Raw genomic sequence first — 22,778 nt, 5'->3', positions numbered from 1 at the left:
CAGGGATGCTAGCGACGCGCAATCAGAATGAAAAATAATAAATAGTCTTTTCTTTATAATGTTTTGTGCTGATGAGTGAGCGCTGAGCCCGGAAGGCCACTTGGCAAGTCATCGGATATCGGCTTATAATGGCAGGCTCTTGGCGCTTTAGCTCAGTCGGTTAGAGCGACGGAATCATAATCCGCAGGTCCGGGGTTCGAGTCCCTGAAGCGCCACCAGATGTTCGGCCCCAGTTCTTCCACTGGGGCCGTTTTCGTTTTGCGCTGCCGTGGTCCATACTGCGCAGCACCCTGACAGCCACTGGATCTACACCATGTTTCGCTGTGTGCTCATCGGCCTGACCCTGTCGGCCGCCACCCTCGTCGCCCAGGCCCAGGCCGTCGTGGCGCGCCAGTTCCCTGCCACGGCCTTGCGTGGCGAGATGGTGTTCGGACAGCCGCCCGAAGTCCTGCTCAACGGCAAGCCGGCCCGCATGGTGCCGGCTTCACGCATCCGCGGCACGAACAACTTGCTGGTGCTGTCCGGCTCCTTGATCGGCACCAAAGCGATGGTCCATTACACGCTGGACACCCAAGGTTTCGTCAAAGACGTCTGGATCTTGCGAGACGACGAACTCAAAAAGCCCTGGCCGCGCACGGCCGAGGAAGCCAGCCGCTGGCAGTTCGAGCCCATCTCTCAAACCTGGACCCCGCGCTGAAGGAGAAGGGCCATGAGCCGTGCCACCGCCCCCAAGAAGGTGTACATCAAGACCTTTGGCTGCCAAATGAACGAATACGACTCGGCCAAGATGGCCGACGTGCTCGCCGCAGCCCAAGGTTATGAGCCCACCGACGATCCCGAACAGGCCGACCTCATCCTCTTCAATACCTGCTCGGTGCGCGAAAAAGCGCAGGAGAAGGTGTTCTCCGACCTCGGCCGCATCAAGCACCTGAAGAAAAAAGGGGTGAAGATCGGCGTGGGCGGCTGCGTGGCCAGCCAGGAAGGTGCCGCCATCATCGAGCGCGCCCCGTACGTGGACGTGGTCTTCGGGCCGCAAACCCTGCACCGCCTGCCGGAGATGCTGGCACGCCGTGAATCCCAGAATCGCCCGCAGGTGGACATCAGCTTCCCGGAGATCGAGAAGTTCGACCATCTGCCGCCGGCGCGCGTGGAAGGCGCTTCGGCCTTCGTCTCCATCATGGAAGGCTGCTCCAAGTATTGCAGCTATTGCGTGGTGCCATACACCCGGGGCGAGGAAGTCTCCCGCCCCTTCGAGGATGTGCTGGTCGAAGTGGCTGGCCTGGCCGACCAAGGCGTCAAGGAGGTGACGCTGCTGGGGCAAAACGTCAATGCCTACCGCGGCAAGATGGGCGACACCACCGAAATCGCCGATTTCGCGCTGCTGCTGGAGTATGTGGCCGACATTCCGGGGATCGAACGCATCCGCTACACCACGAGCCACCCCAACGAGTTCACGCAGCGCCTCATCGACGTGTATGCCAAGGTGCCGAAGCTCGTGAATCACTTGCACCTGCCCGTGCAACATGGCTCGGACCGCATCCTCGCAGCGATGAAGCGCGGCTATACCGCGTTGGAATACAAGAGCACCATCCGCAAGCTGCGCGCCATGCGGCCAGACATCAGCCTGTCGAGCGACTTCATCGTGGGCTTTCCCGGCGAGACCGAGGAGGACTTCGCCAAGCTGATGAAGCTCGTCGAGGACGTCGGCTTCGATGCGAGTTTCAGCTTCGTGTTCAGCCCCCGCCCTGGCACGCCGGCAGCGGCCTTGCACGACGACACCCCGCAGGAGGTGAAGCTGCAGCGCTTGCAACGCTTGCAAGCCACCCTGGAGGCGCATGTGCGGCGCATCAGCGAAAGCCGCGTGGGCACGGTCCAGCGCATCCTGGTCGAAGGCCCGTCGAAGAAAGATCCGAACGAACTGATGGGCCGCACCGAATGCAACCGCATCGTCAACTTCCCCGGCGGCCCGAACGCCGCCCGCCTGATCGGCCAAATGATCGATGTGCGGATCACCGCGGCCTTGCCGCACTCGCTGCGCGGCGAGGTGCTGGTGAAAGAAGTCGCGACCAGCGCCTGAAGCCCGCGGGCATCACAGACTGCGAATCAGCGCGCCGCTGCCGCGACGGATCTGGGCGACGGCCTGGTCCAGACGTTCGATCAAGGTTTGCGGCTTGCCCTTGAGATCCTGCGGAATGCAGGCCACGGCCGCATGCCAATGCAGCCGTTCCAGCGGCGGCAGCTCAGGATGATGCCGCAGGCCCAGCTCCAGGATGCGCTGGGCCAGCGCATGAGCCTCGGACCGGCTTTGCACCTGCTCGAGCACCACCACGAAGCGCGCGTCGTCCAAGCGCAAGGGCAGGTCGCCCGGGCTGCAGGCCTCGCGCAGCACGCGGGCGCACGCCTTCATCACGGCCTCGGTCACTTCGGATCCATGGGCGCGCTGCAGGTCCTCCAGATTGGCCAGGCGCAGCATGACCACTGCGCCAGCGGTGTTCATGCGCAGCGAACGCACCGACAGCGACATCAACAGGCCCGGCAGCTCGCCGCCGTGCAGCAGGCCGGTCCAACGGTCCAGGCGGGCGCCGTGGCGGCGCTCGCCGGGGCCACGCGACAAGTCGCGGGCGCTGAAGTTCAAGGCATAAGTGAGGATCAGGATTTCCAGCCCGGCGCCGGCGAGCATGCCGTAGCGCTCCCATCCGCCCTGCGCCGGCAGCCAGCCACGCTCGGCCGCCGCAGCCAGCGCCAGGCCAGCCGCCACCGACAGGAAAGCCGCCGCATACCAACCGATGTAGGGCAAGCGCACGCCGCGCAAGGCCCACAGCAGGAATATCACCGACGACAAAGCCAACAGGTAATACGCCCGCTGCGCCAGCACCACCGTGGGCTCTCGGGCCAGCTCCGGCCATGCCAGGTAGCCGGCCGTCAGCGCCACACCGACGGCGGCCACCACCACCGCCCAGCGGTCGGCCCGCCGGTCTCCCAGAGCGCGGGGCAGCAAGCGCCGTGCGAACAGAAGACTGACCGCCGCCAACAAGGCGCCAGCCATCAAGCGCACGGCCTCGCGCATGCCGGCATCGTGCCCCGCGTCCAACCCATCGGCGTAGCCCAGCTGCACCCCTTGGTACAGCACCATCATCACGACATGCAGGGCATACCAGGCATTGACCGCATCGCCGCGCATCAACGCCTCGCCGCTGGCGTAGGCCAAGGCCATGGCCGCCACGCCCAGGAACAGCCCGAGCCACAGCAGATCCAGCTCAGGCATCGCGGCGTCCACCAAAGCCGGCCCAGGCCAAGGCCACGGCCGTGGCGAACACCATCGCGGCATAGGTGGCCATGCGACCGTCAGCCCCCCACAGAACGAGCCCTCCCAACAAAGCCACCGTGGCGCCTGCCGCACTCCACCCCAGCAGCCGCGCCCAGGCCACGCCACGCAGCTGGCGCCACCACAAGCACTTGCTCAGCGCCGTGGCGATCGCCGCCAAGCCCAGGGCCGGTGCGAACAGATTGAGCAGATGCCACAGGGCGTCGAGGAAACCCATGGAGGACGATTGATATGCGTCAAGAACGGCTCGTCGTCCGCAGGCTGCGAGCCAAAGCGTCAAATTTTATAATCGAGCCCATGAGCGTCATTGCCCTGGGCCTGAACCATACGAGCGCGCCGCTGGACCTGCGCGGCCGCTTTGCGTTCACGCCCGAGCAACTGCCTGGGCTGCTGCGCCAATTGCGCGATCGCTTGCACCAGACCCGGGAGGCGGCGCTCGTCTCCACCTGCAACCGCACCGAGCTGTACTGCGCTGCCTCGCCCGAAGTGGTGGACCCCACGCTGGAGTGGTTCGCCCAGTTGGGTGGAGTCAGTGCCAGCCAGCTTCGGCACCACACCTACGTGCTCGAAGGCGGGCACGCCGCGCGCCATGCCTTCCGGGTGGCCAGCGGGCTGGACTCCATGGTGCTCGGTGAGCCGCAAATCTTGGGCCAGATGAAGCAGGCGGTGCGTCAAGCCGACGCGGCCGGCACGCTGGGCACGACGCTGCATCAACTCTTCCAGCGCTCGTTCGCCGTGGCCAAAGAGGTCCGCACCTCCACCGAGATCGGAGCGCATTCGATCAGCATGGCCGCCGCAGCCGTGCGTTTGGCCGGCCAGCTTTTCGAGGACCTGCGCGAAGTCAAGGTGCTCTTCGTCGGTGCCGGCGAGATGATCGAGCTGGCGGCCACCCACTTTGCGGCCAAAAAGCCCAAGGCCATGGCCGTGGCCAACCGCACGCTCGAACGTGGCGAGAAACTCGCCGCTCATTTCGGCGCCGAGGCCATGCGCATGGCCGAGTTGCCCAGCCGCCTGGCTGAGTTCGACGTGGTGGTGTCTTGCACGGCCAGTTCGCTGCCGATCATCGGCCTGGGGGCGGTCGAGCGCGCGTTGAAGCTGCGCAAGCACCGTCCCATGTTCATGGTGGACTTGGCCGTGCCGCGCGACATCGAGCCCGAAGTGGCCCAGCTCGACGACGTCTACCTGTACACGGTGGACGATCTGAGCGCCGTAGTGCAAACCGCCGGCGAGAAGCGCCAAGCCGCCGTGGCTCAGGCCGAGGCCATCATCGAAACCGGTGTGCAAAGCTTCGTGCACTGGCTGGATCAACGCGCCAGCGTGCCACTGATCCAGGCTTTGAATGCCCAGGCCGATGAGTGGCGCCGCATCGAAATCGCTCGGGCACGCAAGGCCTTGGCCCGGGGCGAAGATGTCGAGGCCGTGCTGGAGGCGCTGTCACGGGGCATGGCCAACAAAATGCTGCACGGAGCCTTGGCCGAGCTGCACAGCGCCGACCCCAAGCATCGCCAACAGTTGGCCGAGACGGTCTCGCGCCTGTTCCTGCGCCGCGCCTCCACCGACCCCAGCCGTCAAGGCAAGCGCTAGCCCGGCGGACCTGCGCCCGGGCCGCGCCATGGCCCGCCCCTCTCCATCCGCCCGCCCCATGAAAGACGCCCTGCGCCAGCAACTCGACCGCACCTTGCAACGCCTGCAAGACTTGGATGCCGTGCTGGCCGCCCCGGACGTGGTGGCCGACATCACCCGCTTTCGGGATCTGACACGCGAGCACAGCGAGGTCTCGGCGCTGGCCGAGCGCTATCGCCGCTATCTGCAACGCGAACGGGATCTGGCCGCAGCCCGCGAGATGCTGGCCGATCCGGAATTGGCAGACCTGGCCGCTGAAGAGATCACGCAAGCGCAGGCCGACTTGCAGCGCTTGGAGGCCGAGCTGCAGCGAGCCTTGCTGCCGCGCGACCCCGATGACGCACGACCGGCCTTCCTGGAAATTCGTGCCGGCACCGGAGGGGATGAATCGGCGCTCTTCGCGGCCGATTTGCTGCGCATGTACCTGCGCTATGCCGAGCGTCGCGGCTGGCGCAGCGAGATCCTCTCGGCCAGCGAATCCGACCTGGGAGGCTACAAAGAGGTGGTGGTGCGCATCGAAGGCGAGGAGGTCTATGGGCACTTGCGCTTCGAATCGGGCGGCCACCGTGTGCAGCGCGTGCCGGCCACGGAAGCGCAAGGACGCATCCACACCAGCGCCTGCACGGTGGCGGTGTTGCCCGAACCGGATGAAGCCGAGGAGATCCGGCTCGATCCGGCCGAGCTGCGCATCGACACGTTTCGCGCCAGCGGCGCTGGCGGGCAGCATGTGAACAAGACGGATTCGGCCATCCGCATCACGCATCTGCCCACTGGCTTGGTGGCCGAGTGCCAGGACGACCGCTCGCAACATCGCAACAAGGCCAAGGCCATGGCCATGCTGGCGGCAAGGCTGCGTGAGAAAGAACGCGCCGAGCGCGCCGCCAAGGAAGCGGCCACGCGCAAGAGTCTGATCGGCAGCGGCGACCGCAGCGACCGCATCCGCACTTATAACTTTCCGCAAGGGCGGCTCACCGATCACCGCATTAACCTCACGTTGTACAAGTTGGGCGCCGTGATGGACGGCGATCTCGACGAGGTGATCGAGGCCCTGCGCAGTGCTCGTCAGGCTCAGCAGGTGGCCGACTTGCTGCAAGAGATGGGGATCGAATGAGCACGGTGGCCCAAGCCCTTCAAGAGGCCGCGGCCCTGGGCATCGACCGGCTCGATGCCCAATTGCTGTTGGCCGAGGCGCTGCAGCTGGGCGAGCAAGATGCGCGCGCCTGGCTGCGGGCACACGACACCGACACGCTGGATGGGCCGACGCTGCAGCGCTTTCGTCATTGGCTGCAGCGACGCCGCGCCGGCGAGCCCGTGGCTTATCTGCTGGGGCGCAAAGAGTTTTATGGGCTGATGTTGCAGGTCGGCCCCGATGTGCTGGTGCCGCGGCCCGACACCGAAGTGCTGGTCGACTGGGCGCTGGAGCTCCTGCATGGTTGCCATGCGCCGCGCGTGCTCGACCTGGGCACCGGCAGTGGCGCCATTGCCCTGGCCCTGGCTCACGAGCGGCCCGATGCGCAGCTCAGCGCGGTCGACCTCAGCGCACCCGCGCTGGCCGTGGCCGTCTCCAATGCGCACCGCCTGGGGCTGTCACTGCGCACGTTCCAGGGGTCTTGGTGGCAGGCCCTGCCTGCCGGTGAAGCGCCGTTCGATCTGGTCGTGAGCAACCCGCCTTATGTCGCCGAGGGTGACCCGCATTTGGCCGACCTCGCGCACGAACCCACGTTAGCGCTCACCGCCGGACAGGATGGGTTGGCGGCCCTGCGCACGATCATCGCTGGTGCGGGCGCGCATCTGCGCAGCGGCGCCTGGCTGCTGCTGGAGCATGGCCACGACCAGGCCGATGCCGTGCAGGCCTTGCTGCGCCAAGGCGGGTTCGAGGCCGTGGACAGCCGCCGAGACCTGGCGGGCCACCGGCGTTGCACCGCAGGGCGGTGGCACTGAGGCTTCAGCCCCTGAAGCGCCCCCCCATCACGTTGCCGATCAGACGGTCGCCTTCGAACAGATCCCCGTTGCTGTGCTGCACGGCCACGCGGTAGCCGCGCTGTTGGAACCATTGCGCCCACTGACGCACGCGCTGCTCGTCCGGGTGCCAAGGGCCTTTGTCAGCCGTGGACAGGCGACGTGGGCTGCCGTTGAGAAAGCACACTCTCCACATCGAGGCTCGATCAGACACATTGCGCATCATGGATCGGTGGGTCGCCGGGCCTGCGCCGGGTCCGACGTGCCGGCCGATAATCTAGCGAGGCCGGCCGGTCCTGCCAAGTGCAACATGTCACACTGTCCATGCCCCCTTCCGTGAGCTCGCATCCCGCGCCTTGGCAGCGACGGCTGGCCCGCGTGCTGGGCGACTGGGTCCATGACGTGAGCCCCGCCTCCTTGCGCGCCGATGGCCTGGCCGGCCTGCTGGGGGCCCTGCTGGTGCTGCCGCAGGGCATTGCATTCGCCACCCTGGCGGGCCTGCCGCCGCAGTACGGCCTGTACACGGCCATCGTGCCATGCATCGTGGCGGCGCTGGCCGGTTCGAGCCGGCATGTGATGTCAGGCCCGACCAATGCGAACTCCGTGGCGCTGTACACCATGCTCAGCCCGCTGGCGGCCGCTGGCACGCCGCCGTACATCCAACTCGCACTGGCGGTGACGGTGCTCGTGGGCCTGATGCAAACGCTGGTGGGCGCCTTGCGGCTGGGCTCGATCGCCAACTTCATTGCGCCGTCGGTGCTGCTGGGCTTCACCAGCGGCGCAGCGCTGCTGATCGCCCTGTACGCACTGCCTGATCTGATGGGCCTGCCTGCGCCGCCGGGCCACGGCGCCTCGGCCGTGCTGACCCACCTGGTGCGCCAGGCCAGTGAGGCGCAGCTGACGGCCTTGGCGGTGGGAGCCGTCACGCTGCTGGCGGCCCTGGGGCTGCGCCGCCTCCAGCCGCGCTGGCCGCACATGCTGGTGGGACTGGCCGCCGGCACGCTGCTGGCCACGGGGCTGAACCGGCATGCCGCGGCGTTCGGCTGGCCCCCCGTCGAGGTGGTGGGAGCCATTCCGGGAGCGTGGCCGGTCTTCGCGGTCCCGGCCGTGGACTGGTCGAAACTGCCCGAGCTGCTGGGCTTGGCCGCCGCACTGACCATCGTGGCCCTGGGTCAGTCGATCTCGATCGCCAAGGCAGTCGCGCAACGCTCGGGGCAGCGCATCGATGCCAACCGTGAATTCCTTGGGCAGGGCCTGTCCAACCTCATTGGCGGCTTTTTTTCATCGTACGTGAGTTGCGGATCGCTCAACCGCTCCATGCCCAACCTGGAAGCCGGCGCGCGCACGCCTCTGGCGGCGGTGTTTTCGGCCGTGCTGCTGATGGGCTTGGTGGCCTTCACGGCACCGGTGCTGGCGCTGATCCCGATGGCGGCCATCGCAGGCTTGCTGCTGCTGGTGGCCTGGACGCTGCTGGACCTGCCCCGCTGGCGCCGTCTGTACCTGCTCAACCGCACGGAATTCGGCATCGCTGCGCTCACCCTCGCGGCAACGGTCAGCCTTCGCTTGGAGGTCGCCATCCTGCTGGGCACCATCACCTCGCTGATGAGCTACCTGTATCGCACGGCACGGCCGGCGATGCGCACGATGGGCTTCATGTCGATGGACGAAGGGCGCCATTTCGAGGTGATCGACGGACACCCCGAAGGCGCGCTGCCCGAATGCCCGCAAGTCAAACTGCTCCGCATGGAGGGGTCGATCTATTTCGGCGCCACCCAGCACGTGGCCGACACCCTGCACGCCTTGCGCACCGCGCCCAACGCCCCCAAACACCTGCTGGTCATGGCCAAGAGCATGAATTTCATCGACCTGGCCGGTGCCGAGCTGTGGCACGCCGAACTGGCCGCCCGGCGCGCCATGGGAGGCGACTTGCACTTCCACCGGCCCCGCCCGCAAGTGCTGGAGATGTGGGAGCGCACCGGCTTCCTCGACGCCCTGGGGCCGGACCACATCCACCCGGACAAGCGCACCGCCATCGCCCGCATCTTCCAAACCCTGGACCCGCAGATCTGCCGCACATGCCGTGCGCGCATCTTCTGGGAATGCAGCCAACTGGACCAGTGAGCCGGCGTCGCCGTAAAGAAGAACGGCCCGCGCAGGGCGGGCCGGTCCGTGGTGTCGTCAGGAACGCGGCTAGCGTTTGATCAGCCCCATCACCAGCGACACGACAAAGCCGATGAGGAAGATGAAGAACAGGATCTTGGCAATGCCCGCGGCACCGGCGGCGATGCCACCGAAACCGAAGACGGCCGCGATCAGGGCGATGACGAAAAAAACGGCAGCGTAGTGCAGCATGGTCGTTCTCCTTTGACGGTGATCAGCTCACCGACTGCTTCAGTCGGATGTCGTTCTTCACCGCCTTCACGCCCTGGATGCCGCTGGCGATTTCGCCGGCGCGCTGCACCTCGGCCGCGCTGTTGGCAAAGCCGCTGAGCTGCACGGTGCCGCGGAACGTCTCGACCTGGATGTTCAGCGCACTGACGATCTTGTCCTCGACGAAAGCCGCCTTGACCTTGGTGGTGATCCACGCATCGTCGATCACCTCACCGGCACTCGCCTGGGTGGGCGTCGCCGAGCAGCCGATGGTGCCGATGGTGGCGCCCAACGCCACCGACAGGGCCGTGATGCGCAACAGTTGGCTCGCTTGCATGGTGTGTTCCTTCAAGTTCATTTGTTGAGTTGCAGCCAGCCTCATGTTCGAAGGCCGTGAGTGAACTCTAGGACTACGGGTCTGCGATGCCTGTCGGCTGGTGGCTTGCGCACCTGTCGGCATCGACCGACAGGCGTTACATATTTCTACAGCCCGTAGCGCCAGACAAGCGCCGCACTCAGGCCCAGCCACATGATGAGGAACAGCGGCGCCCCCACACGAACGAAGTCACCGAAACGGTAACCGCCCGCATTCATCACGAGCAGGTTGGTTTGGTATCCCATCGGCGTGAGATAGCACAGGTTGCATCCGAACAGCACGGCCAGCACATAGGGCTCGGGCGGCACACCCAGCTGGCGCGCCATCTCAAACCCCAGCGGCGTGCCGATGGCTGCGGCCGCATTGTTCGACACGAAGTTCGTGAGCAGACCCATCAGGCTCATCAGCCCCACGAGCACCCAGCGAGGCTCCAGCACGTTGGCCATCGTGACGAGCTGGGAGGCCAGAAACTCCGTGCCCCCCGTGGCCATCAGCGCATCGCCCAGGGCCAGGCTGGCGGCAACAAGCATGACAACCTTCATCGACAGTGAGGCGCCGATGTCACGCCAGCTCAGGGCGCCCGCAGCCAGCAGCACGATCACCCCGCCCATGGCCGCCACCTCGATCGGCAGGATCTTCGTGACCGCCAGCGCCACCGTTGCGCCCAACGTCAGCAGGGCGATCCACGCCTTGTCCTGCCGGGGCAGCACATGTCGGGAATCGAGCAGCAGACCAAAGCCGTCACGCTGTGCCTCCTGCATCTCCTGAATCGGCCCCTGGAGCAACAGCACGTCGCCGGCGTAGAGCTGCCGATCGGCCAATTCCTTGCGCGACCAGTTCGCCTGGGGCGTGCGGCCCGGCCGCACCCCCAGCACCGCGATCTGGTAGCGATCGCCCAGGCGCATCTGCCGCACGGTGCGTCCCACCAGGGGCGATTGCGCCGTGATCACCATCTGCGCCACGATCGCCGAGGCCCGGCGGCGGGTCTTTGTGTCCTTTTGCTCATCCGGCGACGCAGAGGCATTCTCATTGGAGCGCTCCTCCTCATCGTCTTCCAGACCGTGCAGGCTGGCCTTGAGCACGGTCTCGAATTCCTTCAGATTCGCCACCGTGTCCTGCAGCACGAGCCGGTCTCCTGCCCGCAGCTTGGAGGTGGGCAGCTTCACGCGCGAGCGCCCGCGCTCGTCACGCACCTCTAGCACCCGCATGCGCCCCTCGGTCGTCTCGATGACCTCACCCAAACGCTTGCCTTCAAGCCAGGAGCCCGGCTCGACATAAATCTCGGCATCGAAGGCCTCCTGCGTTTCGATGGCCTCGTTTCCCTTGACGCTGGCCAGGAGACGCGGTGCCACAAGCCAGAGATAAAGCAAGGCAGGCACGGCTGCCGTCGCCACGATCGGATAGAAGTCGAGCATGCCGATCGCCGGCAGGCCCAGCTGCTGCGCGAGGTTGACCACGATGAGGTTGGTCGACGTGCCGATGGTCGTGGCCATGCCGCCGATGAGCACCGCGTAGTTCATCGGCATCAACATGCCCGCCGCCGACGTCTTGGCACGATGCGCCGCAGCAATCAGCAGCGGCAGCAGCAGCACCACCACGGGCGTGTCGTTGACGAAGCCGCTGGCGCCGGCCGCAGCCAAGAGCACCACGGCCAGGGCGAGGAAGGGCCGCTGCACCACCAATCCTCACAGGCGCCGCGCCGCTGGCTCCAGGGCCCCGGTGACGACAAGCGCATGCCCAATCACCATGAGCGAGCAGATCGCCACGAGCGCCGGATGCCCGAAACCCGCGTAGAAGCGGCTCACATCGAGCGTCTCGCTGCCGGACAACGGCATGGGAAAAAGCGTGAAGAACACCGGAAGGAACACCAGGATGCCCAGACAGACCGACGCGACGGGTAGGCGGTCCAGCACGAACACCACGAACACCGCCAAGGTAAACAGACAGATCACCACGCCGTGCCCCGACAAGCCGTGAATAGCCAAGAGCGACAACAGATCCATGGAAAGTCCTCCGCCTTCTTTTGGCTCTGCGGCCCCCCACGGCGGCCACCAGCCCCCAAAGGATGCCATGATTGCGTCCGAGCGCTGCCACCCGGAGAGCGGGCGCCATCAGCCTGGAGGAATCGTTCATGTCCCTGCGTACCGTCCTGCTCGGCCTGATGCTGACGTTGATCGCGCTGTTCGCCGCCTTGAACTGGCCCGCCATCGTGGCTCCCACGCAGATCAACCTGTTGGTAGCCGAAGCGGAGGCCCCGCTGGGCCTTGTCCTGCTCGCCTTTCTGGCGGTGGAGGCCGTGGCCTTCCTGACCTACATTGCGGTGATGCAGGCCCAGCGCCTGTCCGACGCCCGCCGCCTGATGCACGAGGCGCGCGCGCAACGCGATCTGGCCGAGAAGGCGGAGGCCTCACGCTACACCGAGCTGCGCCGATGGCTCGAACAAGAACTGTCCACGCTGCGTCAGGACCTGTCCACCGTCTCGGGCGAGGTGGTGGCGCAAACCCGCCGTCTCGATGAAGGTTTGCGCCAAGCGATCAACGACAACGGCAACGGCCTGGCCGCGGCCTTGGGTGAAATCGAAGACAAACTCGACCGACAAGCCCAAGCCAACCCCAGTGCGATCGTCTCGACGACGAGCAGCCCCTGAAACCTCACTCGACCCCCTGACCTGCCATGCCCGGACCCCTGGACGGCCAGCTCGTGGTGGCCATCTCCTCACGCGCATTGTTCGACTTCGAAGAAGAAAACCAACTGTTCGAAGCGCAAGACGACCGCAGCTACATGCAATTGCAGCTGCAGCGGCTGGACGTACCGGCCCGCCCCGGCGTGGCGTTTTCGCTGGTGAACAAGCTGCTGGCCTTCAACCGCGGCCGCCCTGGGGCGGCGCCGCGCGTGGAAGTGGTGATCCTCTCGCGCAACGATCCGGTCTCGGGCATGCGCGTGTTCCGCTCGGCCCAGCATTACGGCTTGCCGATCCAGCGCGGGGTCTTCACGCGCGGCCAATCGCCGTACCGCTACTTGCGCCCGCTCAACGCCCACCTGTTCCTGTCAGCCAACGAGGCCGATGTGCGCGCCGCGCTCGATGCGGGCTTCCCGGCCGCGCGGGTCTATCCACAATCGGCCCGCGCCTCGGACGCTCACCCCAGCGAGGTGCGTATCGCCTTCGACGGCGACGCGGTGCTGTTTTCCGACGAGGCCGAACAGGTGTTCCAGAACAATGGCCTGGACGCCTTTCAAGCCCACGAAAGCCACCGAGCCTCCACGCCACTGCCCGCCGGGCCGTTCAAGCCGCTGCTGGAGGCCCTGCATCGTCTGCAGCGCGAGGGCACCCCGGCCATGCGCATCCGCACGGCCTTGGTCACCGCCCGCAGCGCTCCGGCCCACGAGCGGGCCATCCGCACCCTGATGGACTGGAACATCGAAGTCGATGAAGCCATGTTTCTCGGCGGCTTGCCCAAGGGCCCGTTCCTGCGTGAATTCGAGCCCGACTTCTTTTTCGACGACCAGATGCGCCATGTCGAAAACGCCGCGACGCATGTGCCTGCGGGGCACGTGGCCTTTGGTGTCACCAATGTGGCGTCCTCTGGCGTGTAGCGCCCCGCCGGCGGCGTGGCGGCCTCGGGGCGCCCACGCAGCGCCCCCGGCCTTCGAGGCGGCAGGCCGACGGTTCAGCGACCGTTGAGCGCGTCCTTCAAGGCCTTGCCGGCGCTGAACTTGGCCGCTTTGGAGGCCTCGATCTGGATCTCCTCGCCAGTGCGCGGGTTGCGGCCCGTGCGGGCGGCACGCTCGGAGACGGCGAACGTGCCAAAGCCGGCCCAGGCCACGGTCTGGCCTTGGGCCAGCGCTTGGGTGATGCGCTGGGCCACGGCGTCCAGCATGCGCTGGGCGCACGCCTTGCTCACATCGGCATCGGCCGCGATTGCATCGATCAGATCGGATTTCGTCATCAATCAAAGTCCTCAGGTTGAAGTCCCACCCCGCCGACCCCGGCGGGGAACGAGGGCCGCACTATGGCATGAATCGGTCCCGGTGGAGAACGACAAACTGTGACAAGTGCCATCACAGGCGGGCTGCTGCGATGACCTGGTTGGAAACAGGGCCTTGCCTTCCGGCCCCGCCACGGCCGACGCACACTGCCGCATGCGCCGCAACGGCGCCCTGGCGGCGCCCGGCCGCTGAGTTCGCCGTCGTGGAGGTCGCCATGCCCATTCCCACCCGCCTCTACCACTATCTTGCACAGCGGGGCACCCGTTACGAGGTGCTGGCCCATGTCCACAGCCGCTCCAGTGCCGAAACCGCTCGCAGTGCGCAGGTACCAGCCCACCATTTGGCCAAGCCGGTCTTGCTCGAAGACGATGAGGGCTGCGTGATGGCCGTGGTGCCGGCCGACTGCCGGGTCCAGGTCGGCGCGGTGGCCCGCATGCTCGGACGGCCGGATCTCCATCTGGCCAACGAGGCCCGCATTGCCGAGCTCTTCGATGACTGCGACTTGGGCGCCCTGCCCCCCGTGGGCATGGCCTGGGGTGTGCCGACGGTGGTCGATGACGAATTGGAACGTCTGGACGAAGTGTGGATCGAAGGGGGCGATCACGAGCGGCTCATGCGCCTGAATCACCAGACCTTCCATGAGTTGATGCGTGCGCAGCCCCATGGCCCGATCTGCGAGCCGACGCGGCATTGATGCACTCTCGAGTGCTGGACGATCCCGGAGCCCGGGCCGCTGGCTGAGGCATAATCGCGGCCGATGTCGCCCCCCCGCCCACTGAGTCTGTGCTGGCTGGCCTTGATGCTGGTGCTCAAGGCGGCTTTGCCATGGTTGGCCGTAGGCGCTGCACAGGCCCAGGGCAAGACGCTGGTGGAGGTCTGCACGGTCTACGGGGTGAAGACCGTGGTGCTGGATGACCGCGGGCAGGTGCTGGACGACTCCGCCGACCCGGAAGATTCTCACGCCGACGCCGTGGCCGCCTCCGGGGAGCATTGCGTGCTGGCCAGCTTGGTCGCTCATGCCGCGCCGGGCCTGGTCTGGACCCTGCCAAGCCGGTTCTACACCGAAGGACTGCCTCCGCCGGCCACCGCGCCGCCACGTCCTGTCTTGGATGCAGCGGCCCAATGGGCCGTGTGGCTGCATCACGCCCCTCCCGTCCTGAGCTGAAACGACTTTGCCCCCGTGGCTCCCGCCATCTCGAGCGGCACGCCCCTGTCTGGTCATTTCGTTCAGGAATCTTCGTGAAAGCTTTTGCCTTGCCTGCCGTGGCGTTGCTTGCCGCGGCGCCCGCCTCACTCGCCTTGGCGCAAGGGGTGGCCACCGACACATCGCTCGAACCGGTGCGGGTCACCGGACAGCGCATCGAGCTGGACCCCACGTTGCCGGCCTCCACAGCCACCAAGACGGCCGAGCAGCTGCGCGACCAGAACCTGGTCAATCCCGAGGACGCGCTGCGCTACGTCCCGTCAACCACCCTCCGCAAACGCTATATCGGCGACCGCAACGCGCTGATAGGCGGACGCAACTTCGGCCCCTTGCAACCTTCACGCGCGCTGGTGTATGTGGATGGCTACTTGCTGTCGAATTTCCTCGGGCGTTTCGATGCGCCGCGCTGGAACATGCTCACGCCGGAGTCCATCGAGCGTGTGGATGTGCTTTACGGGCCGTACTCCGCGCTGTACCCGGGCAACTCCATCGGCACCACGGTGGTGGTGCACGAACGAGCGCCTCAGCGCCTCGAAGCCTCAGCCCGGCTGGGTGGACACCGTCAGTGGTTCTCGGCCTATGGTCACGGTGACCATCACGATGGTCATCAGCTCAGCGCACGCATCGCTGCGCGGCTGGACGACGGACGCTGGTACGCGCTGCACCTGAACCACCAGGACAGCACCTCGCAGCCGATGCAGTACTACACCAGCACCACGTTCACGCCGGGGACGTCGGGCACGCCCGTCACCGGCATTCGGTATGACACCGACCCGCTGGGACGCCCCCGGGCCGTGTTCGGCGCCAGCAGCGGCGCCATCGACCGCACCGAGCAGCACACGATCAAGTTGCAGCTCGGTCAAGCGCTGACGCCGACGCTGCAGGCCAGCGGCTTCATCGCGCACTGGGTGAACGACTCGAGCACGCGCAACCACACCTTCTTGCGCGATGCCAACGGCAATGCGGTGTGGTCGGGCACCGTCACCGACGGAACGTACCAGTTCACCCTGCCGGCCACGGCGTTTGCGCCTTCGCAGCGTGACGAAGCCCATTGGCAGGCTGGCTTTACGCTCAAGACCGAGCACGCCACGGGTTGGAACGGTTCGCTCGTGGCTTCGCGCTACCACATCGCGCGGGACGATGCGCGCCAGGCCACGCAGCCCGACCCGGTGGCGGCACTGGGCGGGCCCGGCTCGCTCACGCGCCGCGCGGGCACAGGCTGGTACACCGTGGAAGCGCAGGCGTCGTACACGCCGGTGGCAGGCGACTTTGGCAACGGCCGGCACGCCCTGACCTTGGGCTTGCATCGCAACGGCTATCGCCTGGATCAAACGGTGGACTCTCTCGGCGATTGGCGGCAAGGCACCGGCACCTTGGCACAGTACTACCGGGGCCGCACCGACATCACGGCCGTGTATGCCCAAGACGTATGGACGCTGCGCGAGGATCTGCAGCTGACGCTGGGGCTGCGACTGGAGCACTTCCGTGCGGACGAGGGTGAACAGCTGGCCTCCAATGGCGTGCTCACCGTCTACGAGCCGCGCAGTCTGAGCGGCCGCTCGCCCAAGGCCTCGCTGGCCTGGTGGGCCACATCCGATTGGCTGCTGAAGTTCAGCGCAGGCCGGGGGGTGCGTTTTCCGAACGTGGAGGAGCTGTACAACGGCACGGCCACCGGCAGCAGCGTCATCGTGAGCGACCCTGATCTTCAACCCGAGCGCTCCAACGCCTTGGAGCTGTCGGCACAACACAGCGGCGCGGCGCACAGGCTGCGGGTGTCGGTGTTCCAGGACTGGGTGAAAGACGCCATCCTGCGTCAAACCGATGCCACGGTCACGCCCAGCGTGACTCGCGTGTCCAACGTGGATCGGGTGCGCACGCGCGGCATCGAATTGGAGTGGGCGCAGCAGGACGTGGGGCTGCGGGGGCTGGACCTCGAAGCTCATCTGGCCTTCACGCGCAGCATCATCACGGCCAATACGCGCGACCCGGCCAGTGTGGGCAAGTACTGGCTGCGCGTGCCCAAGTCGCGCGGGGCGGTTTTGGTCAGCTGGCGCCCCAACGACCGCTGGCGCACCAGCCTGGGTCTGCGCTACAGCGGCCGAGCGTACAACGATGTCTACAACCTCGATGTCAACCCCGATGTGTACGGCGGCGTCTCGCGGGTCCGGCAACTGGACTGGCGCGCCAGTGTGAAACTGCAGCCCAAGCTCGAATGGGCCCTTGGCATCGACAACCTGACCGATCAGCGCGCCTGGCAATTCCATCCCTACCCAGGGCGCACGCTGCACACCGAGCTGCGTTGGTCGCATTGACCGGAGACCTCGATGAAGCCTCTTTCGTCATGGGCCACGGGCCCGCAGGCGCGCACGGCGCTGGAGCGGATGTTTTGGCGGCTGCATTTCTGGGCCGGTCTGGTCATGGCGCCCTTGGTCGTGTTGGCCGCGCTGACCGGGCTCTCGTATGTAATCACACCGCAGATGGAGGCCTGGCGGCATGCCTCGGTGGACCGGGTGCCGCCGGCCGACACGGTGCGCCGGCTGGATGATCAGGTGGCCGCGGCACGGGCCGTGGAAGCCAACAGACCTTTGCGCTTCGTCGTTCCGGCCCACCGGCCCGGCCAGACCACACAGGTGCACTTCGGCGCCGATCCGGCCGCCCCACCGGCCACCGATGGCTTGCCGTCGGGGCGCATCGTCTATGTGAACCCCCACACCGCCGAGGTGGTGGGCGCGCTCGATGAACTGCAGCGCTACCGCAACTGGGCGCGCAAGCTGCATGCCTCGCTGCTGCAAGGCGAAGGCTGGCGCTGGATCATCGAGTTGGCCGCCAGTTGGCTGTTGCTGCTGCTGATCACGGGCTTGGCGATGTGGTGGCCCCGCCGCCGGCCGCCGGCCGTGGCGCAGCCTGCCTCCCTCAGCCCCGCGCCGCGGCTGCGCTGGCGCCGATGGCACACCCGTGTGGGGCTGGGGATGAGTGTGGTCCTGGGGGTGATCGTGTTGACCGGCCTGACCTGGTCGGCCCACACGGGCCAGCGCTTCCGGGCCGCTCAGCATGCGTTGGGACAAGCCGCGCCGCGTCCGCCGGCCGACCTCGGCAGCGCCTTGCCGGCCGATGGCCGGGGCATGCTGAGCTGGCAAGCCGCCTACGAGGCCGCGCGCGCGCAGGCCCCCGACATCGCGATGATGATCACGCCTCCCCACGGTCCACAGGGGGTGTGGCGCATCGAGAATTTCGATCGCAGCCAGCCCACGCGCCGCTTCGTGCTGGCCTTGGATGCGTATCGTGGCGAAGTCTTGTTCGCCGCTGGCTGGGACGAGATGCCCCTGTTGGCCCGTGCCACCGCGGTGGGCATTCCGTTTCACCGCGGTGAGTTTGGGCTGTGGAATCAGCTCGTGCTGGTGCTGGTGGCCTTGGCTTGCATCGCAGCGGTCGTCTCGGGCCTGCGCATGGCCTGGTTGCGCCGCCCGCCGGGCCGATGGATGGCCGCCCCGCCGCGGGTCGCAGAGGGTTGGCGCGCCGTGCCTTGGGGCGTGTGGGCGCTGTTGGGGGGCCTGGCCTGGGCCCAGCCCGTGTTTGCTTGGAGTTTGTCGATTTACGCCGCCTGTGAAGTTGGGCTGGCGCTTTTGCGGCGACGCCGGTTTCCCATGACGGCCTGACCCGCCTGTTTCGATCTTTTGTTCAAAGGAGCTCTCATGACACCCATGTCTTCGATCCGCCGCGCCCTGCTCGTGACGGCATGGCTGGCCGCCCTGACCGCACCGGCCCTGGCGCACGACTACACCGTCGGCGATCTGCACATCGACCATCCCTGGGCCCGTGCCACGGTGCCCGGCCAACGCGCCGGCGGCGCGTTCCTGACGATCGACAACCGCGGCCGCAGCGACGACCGGCTGCTGCGCGTGCAAGCGCCGGCCGACCGGGCCTCCCGCGCCGAACTGCATTCCATGCACCAAGAAGGCGATGTCATGCGCATGCGCGAGGTCGGCTCCATCGACATCCCGGCCGGACAAACCGTCAAGCTGCAACCCGGCGGCTTGCACATCATGCTGATGGGCCTGAAGGCCCCGCTACAAGCCGGCGACAAATTCCCGCTGGTCCTCACCTTCGAGAAGGCGGGCTCGGTCACCGTGGAGGTGCTGGTGCAAGCGATGCATGCCGCAGCCGACAAGCGTGACACCCACGGCGGGGGGCACCACAAGCATTGAGGGTCGCGCACACCGGCCGGCCTGGCCGCAGCGTTCGGGTGCTGGCCGCACTCCCCCGACATGCGACCAGCCCACCGCCGGGGTGCTTGGGCGATACTGTGCCCATGTCTGCGTCACGACAAACCCAGAGGCCGGATGTCTCGACGGCCGTGACGGTCGATCCGTCCATTCCGGTCGCATTGGTGCTGGGCAGCGGCGGGGCGCGCGGCCTGGCGCACATCGGCGTGATCCGTGCGTTGCTCGACGACGGCGGCTACCGCATCCACTCCATCACCGGCAGCTCCATCGGCGCGCTGATCGGCGGGCTGTACGCCGCCGGCAAGCTCGATGCCTACACCGACTGGGTCTGTGGGCTGTCGCGCTCCGACGTGTGGGCCTTGATGGATTTTTCCTTCACCCGGCGTGGGCTGATCGAGGGCGAGCGCCTGATGAAGAAGCTGGCCGAACTGGTGGGCGATGCCCGCATCGAGACCTTGCCGCTGCCCTTCACGGCCGTGGCATCGGACATTCGGCGTCGGCGCGAGGTCTGGTTGAACGAAGGCTCCTTGTTCGAGGCCATTCGCGCCTCGATCGCGGTGCCGGGCCTGTTCACGCCCCTGGAGCGTCGCGGCGTGACCCTGGTCGACGGCGGACTGCTCAGCCCACTGCCCATCGCCCCCAGCCTGCGGCATGGCACCGAACGCATCGTCGCCGTCTCGCTCAATGGGCCGCCACTGCCACGCGCGCGCAACGACCCGCAGGCCAACGGCACCCACACGCAGACGCCACGCACGGCCTTGCAGCGCTGGATCGAGCGCACCCGTGACAGCCTGGGCCTGGCCCGTGGCAGTGACGAGCCCTCCGACGATGCGTTCGACATCATCAGCCGCTCGCTGGAAGCCATGCAAGACCGCATCACCCGCTATCAGATCGCGGCCTACCGGCCAGACATCCTGGTGGAGATCCCCGCCAATGCCTGCGGCTTGCTCGACTTCCATTGCGCCGAACGCATGATCGCGCTCGGTCATGCGCGGGCGCGCGCAGCGCTGCAGCGTGCTCGCGAGGTGATCCCCGGGGTGGGATTCTGAGGCCGCAAGCCACAGCCGCTGGACACAGCAGCGACAATTCCCCGCATGGCCCAGTACTTCGAAGTCCACCCCGACGACCCGCAGCCGCGGCTGCTGAAGCAGGCCGCGCAGATCCTGCACCGCGGCGGCATCGTGGCCATCCCCACCGATTCGAGCTACGCCCTGGTCTGCCATTTGGACGACAAGGCCGCCGCCGAGGCGCTGCGCCGCCTCCGCGGGGTGGACGACAAGCATCATCTGACGCTGCTGTGCCGTGATCTGTCGGAGTTGGCCAGCCATGCCCGCGTCGACAACCGGCAGTATCGCCTGCTGAAGCTGGCCACGCCGGGCCCCTACACCTTCATTCTGGAAGCCACCAAGGAGGTGCCGCGACGGGTATCGCACCCCTCGCGGCGCACCATCGGCCTGCGCGTGCCCGACCACCGGGTCACGCAAGCGCTGCTGGAGGTGTTCGGCCAGCCTCTGTTGGGCACCACACTGATCGCCCCCGGCGAGAGTGAACCCATGAACGACCCGCAGGAGATCCGGCAGCGGCTGCAAAAACAAATTCAGGCCGTGGTCGACGCGGGGGCCTGCCCAGGCCAAGCCACGACGGTGATCGACCTCAGCGGCGACGAACCGGTGCTGGTGCGCCAAGGACGGGGTGATCCGCGGTCGCTCGGGCTGGCGCCGCAGTGAGGGTCAGATCGGGGCATCGCGCTCGCTGGCGCCTGCGCCCCGGGTGCGGGCAGCCACCCAGCGGCACAGCATGCGGTGCAGCACCGAGGCGTCCAGCGGCTTGGTGAGAAAGTCGTTCATCCCGGCCTCCAGCGCCGCCTCGCGCTCGGACACCAGGGCGGCGGCCGTCAGCGCGATGATGGGCAGCTCCTGAGGGCCGAATTCGCGGCGCAGTTCCTGCGCGGCCTGCGCGCCGCCCATCACCGGCATTTGCAAATCCATCAGCACCAGGGCATAGGGGCGCTGCTGGTCCGCGGCCGCCCGCACAGCGTCGATGGCCGCGCGTCCGTCACTGCAATGGGTCACGTCCAGGCCCCATTGTTCGAGCATGGCCACGCCGATGAGCAGGTTGACCGGGTTGTCCTCGACCAACAGCACCCGCACGCCCCGCAGGTCGATGGACTCATCCATCGGCACTTGGGCGCAGCCCTGTTCATCGGCCCACGGCAACGGCAGCTCGACCCAGAACGTGCTGCCGCGGCCTGGCTCGCTGTCCAGGCCGACCTGTCCACCCATCAGCTGCGCCAGTTCACGGCAGATCGACAGCCCCAGCCCGGTGCCACCATGCCGGCGTGTGGCCGACGTGTCGGCCTGGCTGAAGGGACGGAACAAGCGCGCTTGCTGCTCCAACGGAATGCCCGGCCCGGTGTCGCTCACGCTCAGACGCACGCGCGGGCTGCTGCCCCGCTCGGCCCGCAGCACCACCTGGCCATGCTCGGTGAACTTCAAGGCATTGGACAAGTAATTGCCCACGATCTGCCGAAGCCGCAAGGCGTCGCCTCGCACCCGGGACGGCAGGTCCTCGGCCAGCTCCACGCGCAGCGCCAAGCCCTTGGCCTGGGCGACTTCGGCATGCGAGCGCGCCACGCTGTGCAAGAGTTCGTGCAGATCGAACGGGGCCGACTCGATCGCCAGCTGGCCTGCTTCGATCTTGGACAGGTCCAGGATGTCACTGATGATGTCGCGCAACAGCTGCGCGCTTTCCAGGATGCGGTGCAGGTACTCGAGGCGGCGGCGCTCGTCGATGTCCTGCCGCAGCGCCAAGCGGGCCAAACCCAGCAGACCATGCAGCGGCGTGCGCAGTTCATGGCTGGTGTTGGCCAGGAACGCACTTTTGGCGCGGCTGGCCGCCTCGGCCGCATCGCGAGCCGCCGACAACTCCTGCTCGAAACGCTTGCGCTCGGTGATGTCTTCGATGATCCAGATGGTGCCCCCGGTGGCCGGCGACACCCGATCCACCCCCCGCCCACGCAGCTTGCACCACAGCGGGCGGCCGTCGCGCCGCGCCATCATGGTCTCGGTCTCGAAAGGTTCGCCGCGCGACAGCACCGGGCCGGCCTGCAGGCCGATGCGCCGATAGTCCTCCTCGCTGCACCACACCACCGAGCCGGGCTGGCCGATCAGCGTGCCCGGCGGCCAGCCGAAGATCTCCTCCATGCGCGGATTGGCATGCACGAAGACGCGGTCGCGCGTGAAGGCGATGCCGATCGAGGCGTTCTGCAAGATCGCCTCTTGCTGCAGGCGCACACGCTCGATCTCGGACACGTCGCGCACGTTGAGCACCAGGTAAGACTTGCCGTGCCAGTCGAAACACGAGCCCGAGACCAGCATTTTGAGCACCTGGCCGTTCTTGATGCGGAAATGGACCGGCAGGTCACGCACCGCGCGCTCTCGGGCAATGGCCTCGACGAGTCGCTGCCGATCGCTGGCGTACACCCAAATGCCCAGCTCCAACGAGGTCTTGCCGATCACCTCTTCGGGACTGTAGCCAGTGATGCGTGTGAACCCGGCATTGACCATCACATAGCGGCCGGAAGCCCGCTCGGTCAGGGTGATGCAGTCGGGGCTGGTCTCGAACACATGGCGCAGCAGCTCCGGCGCGCGCTCCAGGCTCGCGTCGGCAGCCGGCGGCGCGGATTCCCGCGGCGATTCCATGGGCGCTCAG

24 protein-coding genes and 1 tRNA gene are annotated in these 22,778 nt (G+C 67.1%); 16 read left to right on the top strand and 9 right to left on the bottom strand.

What is annotated here, in order from left to right; translation table 11 throughout:
• Positions 1 to 141 precede the first annotated feature (141 nt).
• The 3 genes from CTA01S_RS06980 to miaB all read left to right on the top strand — a co-directional run bounded on the left by CTA01S_RS06980 (position 142) and on the right by miaB (position 2,077).
• Positions 142 to 218 (top strand) — tRNA-Met (locus tag CTA01S_RS06980).
• Between the two features lie 95 nt (positions 219 to 313).
• The gene (locus CTA01S_RS06975; RefSeq protein WP_019559923.1) at positions 314 to 697 is read left to right on the top strand and encodes a hypothetical protein; all 384 of its coding nucleotides are present in this window, start codon (positions 314 to 316) and stop codon (positions 695 to 697) included.
• A 12-nt stretch (positions 698 to 709) separates the two neighbouring features.
• A complete protein-coding gene (miaB, locus tag CTA01S_RS06970) occupies positions 710 to 2,077 on the top strand; it encodes a tRNA (N6-isopentenyl adenosine(37)-C2)-methylthiotransferase MiaB (protein WP_062193731.1) in 1,368 nt (455 codons plus the stop codon).
• A 12-nt stretch (positions 2,078 to 2,089) separates the two neighbouring features.
• Here miaB and CTA01S_RS06965 read toward each other — a convergent pair whose 3' ends face one another.
• Together CTA01S_RS06965 and CTA01S_RS06960 are read right to left on the bottom strand one after the other, a co-directional pair.
• Complete coding sequence (locus tag CTA01S_RS06965; protein WP_062193728.1) at positions 2,090 to 3,265, bottom strand: sensor domain-containing diguanylate cyclase; 1,176 nt, start codon at positions 3,263 to 3,265, stop codon at positions 2,090 to 2,092.
• Entirely contained in the window at positions 3,258 to 3,542 is a 285-nt protein-coding gene (locus tag CTA01S_RS06960; protein ID WP_019559920.1) for a hypothetical protein, read from the bottom strand. The genes CTA01S_RS06965 and CTA01S_RS06960 overlap by 8 nt, the downstream gene beginning before the upstream one ends.
• 80 nt (positions 3,543 to 3,622) lie before the next feature.
• Here CTA01S_RS06960 and hemA point away from each other — a divergent pair, with 80 nt between their 5' ends.
• The 3 genes from hemA to prmC are packed head-to-tail and all read left to right on the top strand — an operon-like array spanning position 3,623 to position 6,889.
• Positions 3,623 to 4,909, top strand: coding sequence for a glutamyl-tRNA reductase (gene hemA, locus CTA01S_RS06955; RefSeq protein WP_062193725.1), 1,287 nt, complete (start codon positions 3,623 to 3,625; stop codon positions 4,907 to 4,909).
• Between the two features lie 58 nt (positions 4,910 to 4,967).
• On the top strand, positions 4,968 to 6,059 hold the full coding sequence (gene prfA, locus CTA01S_RS06950; RefSeq protein WP_062193722.1) for a peptide chain release factor 1: 1,092 nt from the start codon (positions 4,968 to 4,970) through the stop codon (positions 6,057 to 6,059).
• Entirely contained in the window at positions 6,056 to 6,889 is an 834-nt protein-coding gene (prmC, locus tag CTA01S_RS06945; RefSeq protein WP_062193719.1) for a peptide chain release factor N(5)-glutamine methyltransferase, read from the top strand. The genes prfA and prmC overlap by 4 nt, the downstream gene beginning before the upstream one ends.
• A 4-nt stretch (positions 6,890 to 6,893) precedes the next feature.
• On the opposite strand, the gene CTA01S_RS06940 is transcribed toward prmC, so the two are convergent.
• The gene (locus CTA01S_RS06940) at positions 6,894 to 7,103 is read right to left on the bottom strand and encodes a hypothetical protein (protein ID WP_156824536.1); all 210 of its coding nucleotides are present in this window, start codon (positions 7,101 to 7,103) and stop codon (positions 6,894 to 6,896) included.
• Between the two features lie 128 nt (positions 7,104 to 7,231).
• On the opposite strand from CTA01S_RS06940, the gene CTA01S_RS06935 reads away from it, so the two are divergent.
• Positions 7,232 to 9,028, top strand: coding sequence for a SulP family inorganic anion transporter (locus CTA01S_RS06935; RefSeq protein ID WP_062194052.1), 1,797 nt, complete (start codon positions 7,232 to 7,234; stop codon positions 9,026 to 9,028).
• 69 nt (positions 9,029 to 9,097) lie between these two features.
• Here CTA01S_RS06935 and CTA01S_RS16415 read toward each other — a convergent pair whose 3' ends face one another.
• The 4 genes from CTA01S_RS16415 to CTA01S_RS06920 all read right to left on the bottom strand — a co-directional run bounded on the left by CTA01S_RS16415 (position 9,098) and on the right by CTA01S_RS06920 (position 11,656).
• Positions 9,098 to 9,259 carry a DUF1328 domain-containing protein gene (locus CTA01S_RS16415; protein ID WP_019559911.1) on the bottom strand — a complete coding sequence of 54 codons (162 nt, stop codon included), beginning with the start codon at positions 9,257 to 9,259 and terminating at the stop codon, positions 9,098 to 9,100.
• 22 nt (positions 9,260 to 9,281) lie between these two features.
• On the bottom strand, positions 9,282 to 9,614 hold the full coding sequence (locus CTA01S_RS06930) for a BON domain-containing protein (protein ID WP_232301013.1): 333 nt from the start codon (positions 9,612 to 9,614) through the stop codon (positions 9,282 to 9,284).
• Positions 9,615 to 9,760: 146 nt separating this feature from the next.
• Positions 9,761 to 11,329 (bottom strand): SLC13 family permease, encoded by a 1,569-nt coding sequence (locus tag CTA01S_RS06925; protein WP_062193716.1) that lies wholly within the window; start codon positions 11,327 to 11,329, stop codon positions 9,761 to 9,763.
• A gap of 9 nt (positions 11,330 to 11,338) precedes the next feature.
• Complete coding sequence (locus CTA01S_RS06920) at positions 11,339 to 11,656, bottom strand: hypothetical protein (RefSeq protein WP_062193711.1); 318 nt, start codon at positions 11,654 to 11,656, stop codon at positions 11,339 to 11,341.
• 128 nt (positions 11,657 to 11,784) lie between these two features.
• Between CTA01S_RS06920 and CTA01S_RS06915 the strand changes: the two genes are divergently transcribed.
• Together CTA01S_RS06915 and CTA01S_RS06910 are read left to right on the top strand one after the other, a co-directional pair.
• Positions 11,785 to 12,300 (top strand): LapA family protein, encoded by a 516-nt coding sequence (locus CTA01S_RS06915; RefSeq protein ID WP_062193708.1) that lies wholly within the window; start codon positions 11,785 to 11,787, stop codon positions 12,298 to 12,300.
• A 26-nt stretch (positions 12,301 to 12,326) separates the two neighbouring features.
• Complete coding sequence (locus CTA01S_RS06910) at positions 12,327 to 13,247, top strand: 5'-nucleotidase (protein ID WP_062193704.1); 921 nt, start codon at positions 12,327 to 12,329, stop codon at positions 13,245 to 13,247.
• 74 nt (positions 13,248 to 13,321) lie between these two features.
• Here CTA01S_RS06910 and CTA01S_RS06905 read toward each other — a convergent pair whose 3' ends face one another.
• Entirely contained in the window at positions 13,322 to 13,600 is a 279-nt protein-coding gene (locus tag CTA01S_RS06905) for an HU family DNA-binding protein (RefSeq protein ID WP_019559906.1), read from the bottom strand.
• A gap of 254 nt (positions 13,601 to 13,854) precedes the next feature.
• On the opposite strand from CTA01S_RS06905, the gene CTA01S_RS06900 reads away from it, so the two are divergent.
• The 7 genes from CTA01S_RS06900 (at position 13,855) to CTA01S_RS06870 (ending at position 20,794) form a co-directional block, all read left to right on the top strand.
• A complete protein-coding gene (locus CTA01S_RS06900) occupies positions 13,855 to 14,334 on the top strand; it encodes an aminoacyl-tRNA deacylase (protein ID WP_062193699.1) in 480 nt (159 codons plus the stop codon).
• A gap of 63 nt (positions 14,335 to 14,397) precedes the next feature.
• Positions 14,398 to 14,805: a DUF2946 family protein gene (locus CTA01S_RS06895; protein ID WP_062193695.1), complete on the top strand. Its 408-nt coding sequence runs from the start codon at positions 14,398 to 14,400 to the stop codon at positions 14,803 to 14,805.
• Positions 14,806 to 14,879: 74 nt separating this feature from the next.
• The gene (locus CTA01S_RS06890) at positions 14,880 to 17,156 is read left to right on the top strand and encodes a TonB-dependent receptor (RefSeq protein ID WP_062193691.1); all 2,277 of its coding nucleotides are present in this window, start codon (positions 14,880 to 14,882) and stop codon (positions 17,154 to 17,156) included.
• A 12-nt stretch (positions 17,157 to 17,168) separates the two neighbouring features.
• Positions 17,169 to 18,500: a PepSY-associated TM helix domain-containing protein gene (locus CTA01S_RS06885; protein WP_062193688.1), complete on the top strand. Its 1,332-nt coding sequence runs from the start codon at positions 17,169 to 17,171 to the stop codon at positions 18,498 to 18,500.
• A gap of 36 nt (positions 18,501 to 18,536) precedes the next feature.
• Positions 18,537 to 19,049 (top strand): copper chaperone PCu(A)C, encoded by a 513-nt coding sequence (locus CTA01S_RS06880; RefSeq protein ID WP_019559901.1) that lies wholly within the window; start codon positions 18,537 to 18,539, stop codon positions 19,047 to 19,049.
• Between the two features lie 104 nt (positions 19,050 to 19,153).
• Entirely contained in the window at positions 19,154 to 20,116 is a 963-nt protein-coding gene (locus CTA01S_RS06875; RefSeq protein ID WP_232301012.1) for a patatin-like phospholipase family protein, read from the top strand.
• Positions 20,117 to 20,161: 45 nt separating this feature from the next.
• On the top strand, positions 20,162 to 20,794 hold the full coding sequence (locus CTA01S_RS06870; RefSeq protein ID WP_019559899.1) for an L-threonylcarbamoyladenylate synthase: 633 nt from the start codon (positions 20,162 to 20,164) through the stop codon (positions 20,792 to 20,794).
• Positions 20,795 to 20,797: 3 nt separating this feature from the next.
• Here CTA01S_RS06870 and CTA01S_RS06865 read toward each other — a convergent pair whose 3' ends face one another.
• Entirely contained in the window at positions 20,798 to 22,768 is a 1,971-nt protein-coding gene (locus CTA01S_RS06865) for an ATP-binding protein (protein ID WP_062193682.1), read from the bottom strand.
• Positions 22,769 to 22,778 lie beyond the last annotated feature (10 nt).

Origin of the sequence: Caldimonas taiwanensis NBRC 104434 (assembly GCF_001592165.1) — a bacterium.
GTDB classification, from domain to species: Bacteria; Pseudomonadota; Gammaproteobacteria; order Burkholderiales; family Burkholderiaceae_C; genus Caldimonas; species Caldimonas manganoxidans.
This window is presented reverse-complemented; position numbering and strand designations above follow the sequence as displayed.

Excerpts from the sequence above, each read along its gene's own strand:
- CTA01S_RS06900 (WP_062193699.1), top strand. The coding sequence starts at position 13,855 with ATGCCCATTCCCACCCGCCTCTACCACTATCTTGCACAGCGGGGCACC.
- CTA01S_RS06935 (WP_062194052.1), top strand. The coding sequence starts at position 7,232 with ATGCCCCCTTCCGTGAGCTCGCATCCCGCGCCTTGGCAGCGACGGCTG.
- CTA01S_RS06870 (WP_019559899.1), top strand. The coding sequence starts at position 20,162 with ATGGCCCAGTACTTCGAAGTCCACCCCGACGACCCGCAGCCGCGGCTG.
- CTA01S_RS06930 (WP_232301013.1), bottom strand. The coding sequence starts at position 9,614 with ATGCAAGCGAGCCAACTGTTGCGCATCACGGCCCTGTCGGTGGCGTTG.
- CTA01S_RS06965 (WP_062193728.1), bottom strand. The coding sequence starts at position 3,265 with ATGCCTGAGCTGGATCTGCTGTGGCTCGGGCTGTTCCTGGGCGTGGCG.
- CTA01S_RS06960 (WP_019559920.1), bottom strand. The coding sequence starts at position 3,542 with ATGGGTTTCCTCGACGCCCTGTGGCATCTGCTCAATCTGTTCGCACCG.
- CTA01S_RS06895 (WP_062193695.1), top strand. The coding sequence starts at position 14,398 with ATGTCGCCCCCCCGCCCACTGAGTCTGTGCTGGCTGGCCTTGATGCTG.
- CTA01S_RS06975 (WP_019559923.1), top strand. The coding sequence starts at position 314 with ATGTTTCGCTGTGTGCTCATCGGCCTGACCCTGTCGGCCGCCACCCTC.
- hemA (WP_062193725.1), top strand. The coding sequence starts at position 3,623 with ATGAGCGTCATTGCCCTGGGCCTGAACCATACGAGCGCGCCGCTGGAC.
- CTA01S_RS06865 (WP_062193682.1), bottom strand. The coding sequence starts at position 22,768 with ATGGAATCGCCGCGGGAATCCGCGCCGCCGGCTGCCGACGCGAGCCTG.
- CTA01S_RS06905 (WP_019559906.1), bottom strand. The coding sequence starts at position 13,600 with ATGACGAAATCCGATCTGATCGATGCAATCGCGGCCGATGCCGATGTG.
- CTA01S_RS16415 (WP_019559911.1), bottom strand. The coding sequence starts at position 9,259 with ATGCTGCACTACGCTGCCGTTTTTTTCGTCATCGCCCTGATCGCGGCC.
- CTA01S_RS06910 (WP_062193704.1), top strand. The coding sequence starts at position 12,327 with ATGCCCGGACCCCTGGACGGCCAGCTCGTGGTGGCCATCTCCTCACGC.
- CTA01S_RS06915 (WP_062193708.1), top strand. The coding sequence starts at position 11,785 with ATGTCCCTGCGTACCGTCCTGCTCGGCCTGATGCTGACGTTGATCGCG.
- prmC (WP_062193719.1), top strand. The coding sequence starts at position 6,056 with ATGAGCACGGTGGCCCAAGCCCTTCAAGAGGCCGCGGCCCTGGGCATC.
- CTA01S_RS06940 (WP_156824536.1), bottom strand. The coding sequence starts at position 7,103 with ATGTGGAGAGTGTGCTTTCTCAACGGCAGCCCACGTCGCCTGTCCACG.
- prfA (WP_062193722.1), top strand. The coding sequence starts at position 4,968 with ATGAAAGACGCCCTGCGCCAGCAACTCGACCGCACCTTGCAACGCCTG.
- CTA01S_RS06885 (WP_062193688.1), top strand. The coding sequence starts at position 17,169 with ATGAAGCCTCTTTCGTCATGGGCCACGGGCCCGCAGGCGCGCACGGCG.
- CTA01S_RS06920 (WP_062193711.1), bottom strand. The coding sequence starts at position 11,656 with ATGGATCTGTTGTCGCTCTTGGCTATTCACGGCTTGTCGGGGCACGGC.
- CTA01S_RS06880 (WP_019559901.1), top strand. The coding sequence starts at position 18,537 with ATGACACCCATGTCTTCGATCCGCCGCGCCCTGCTCGTGACGGCATGG.
- miaB (WP_062193731.1), top strand. The coding sequence starts at position 710 with ATGAGCCGTGCCACCGCCCCCAAGAAGGTGTACATCAAGACCTTTGGC.
- CTA01S_RS06875 (WP_232301012.1), top strand. The coding sequence starts at position 19,154 with ATGTCTGCGTCACGACAAACCCAGAGGCCGGATGTCTCGACGGCCGTG.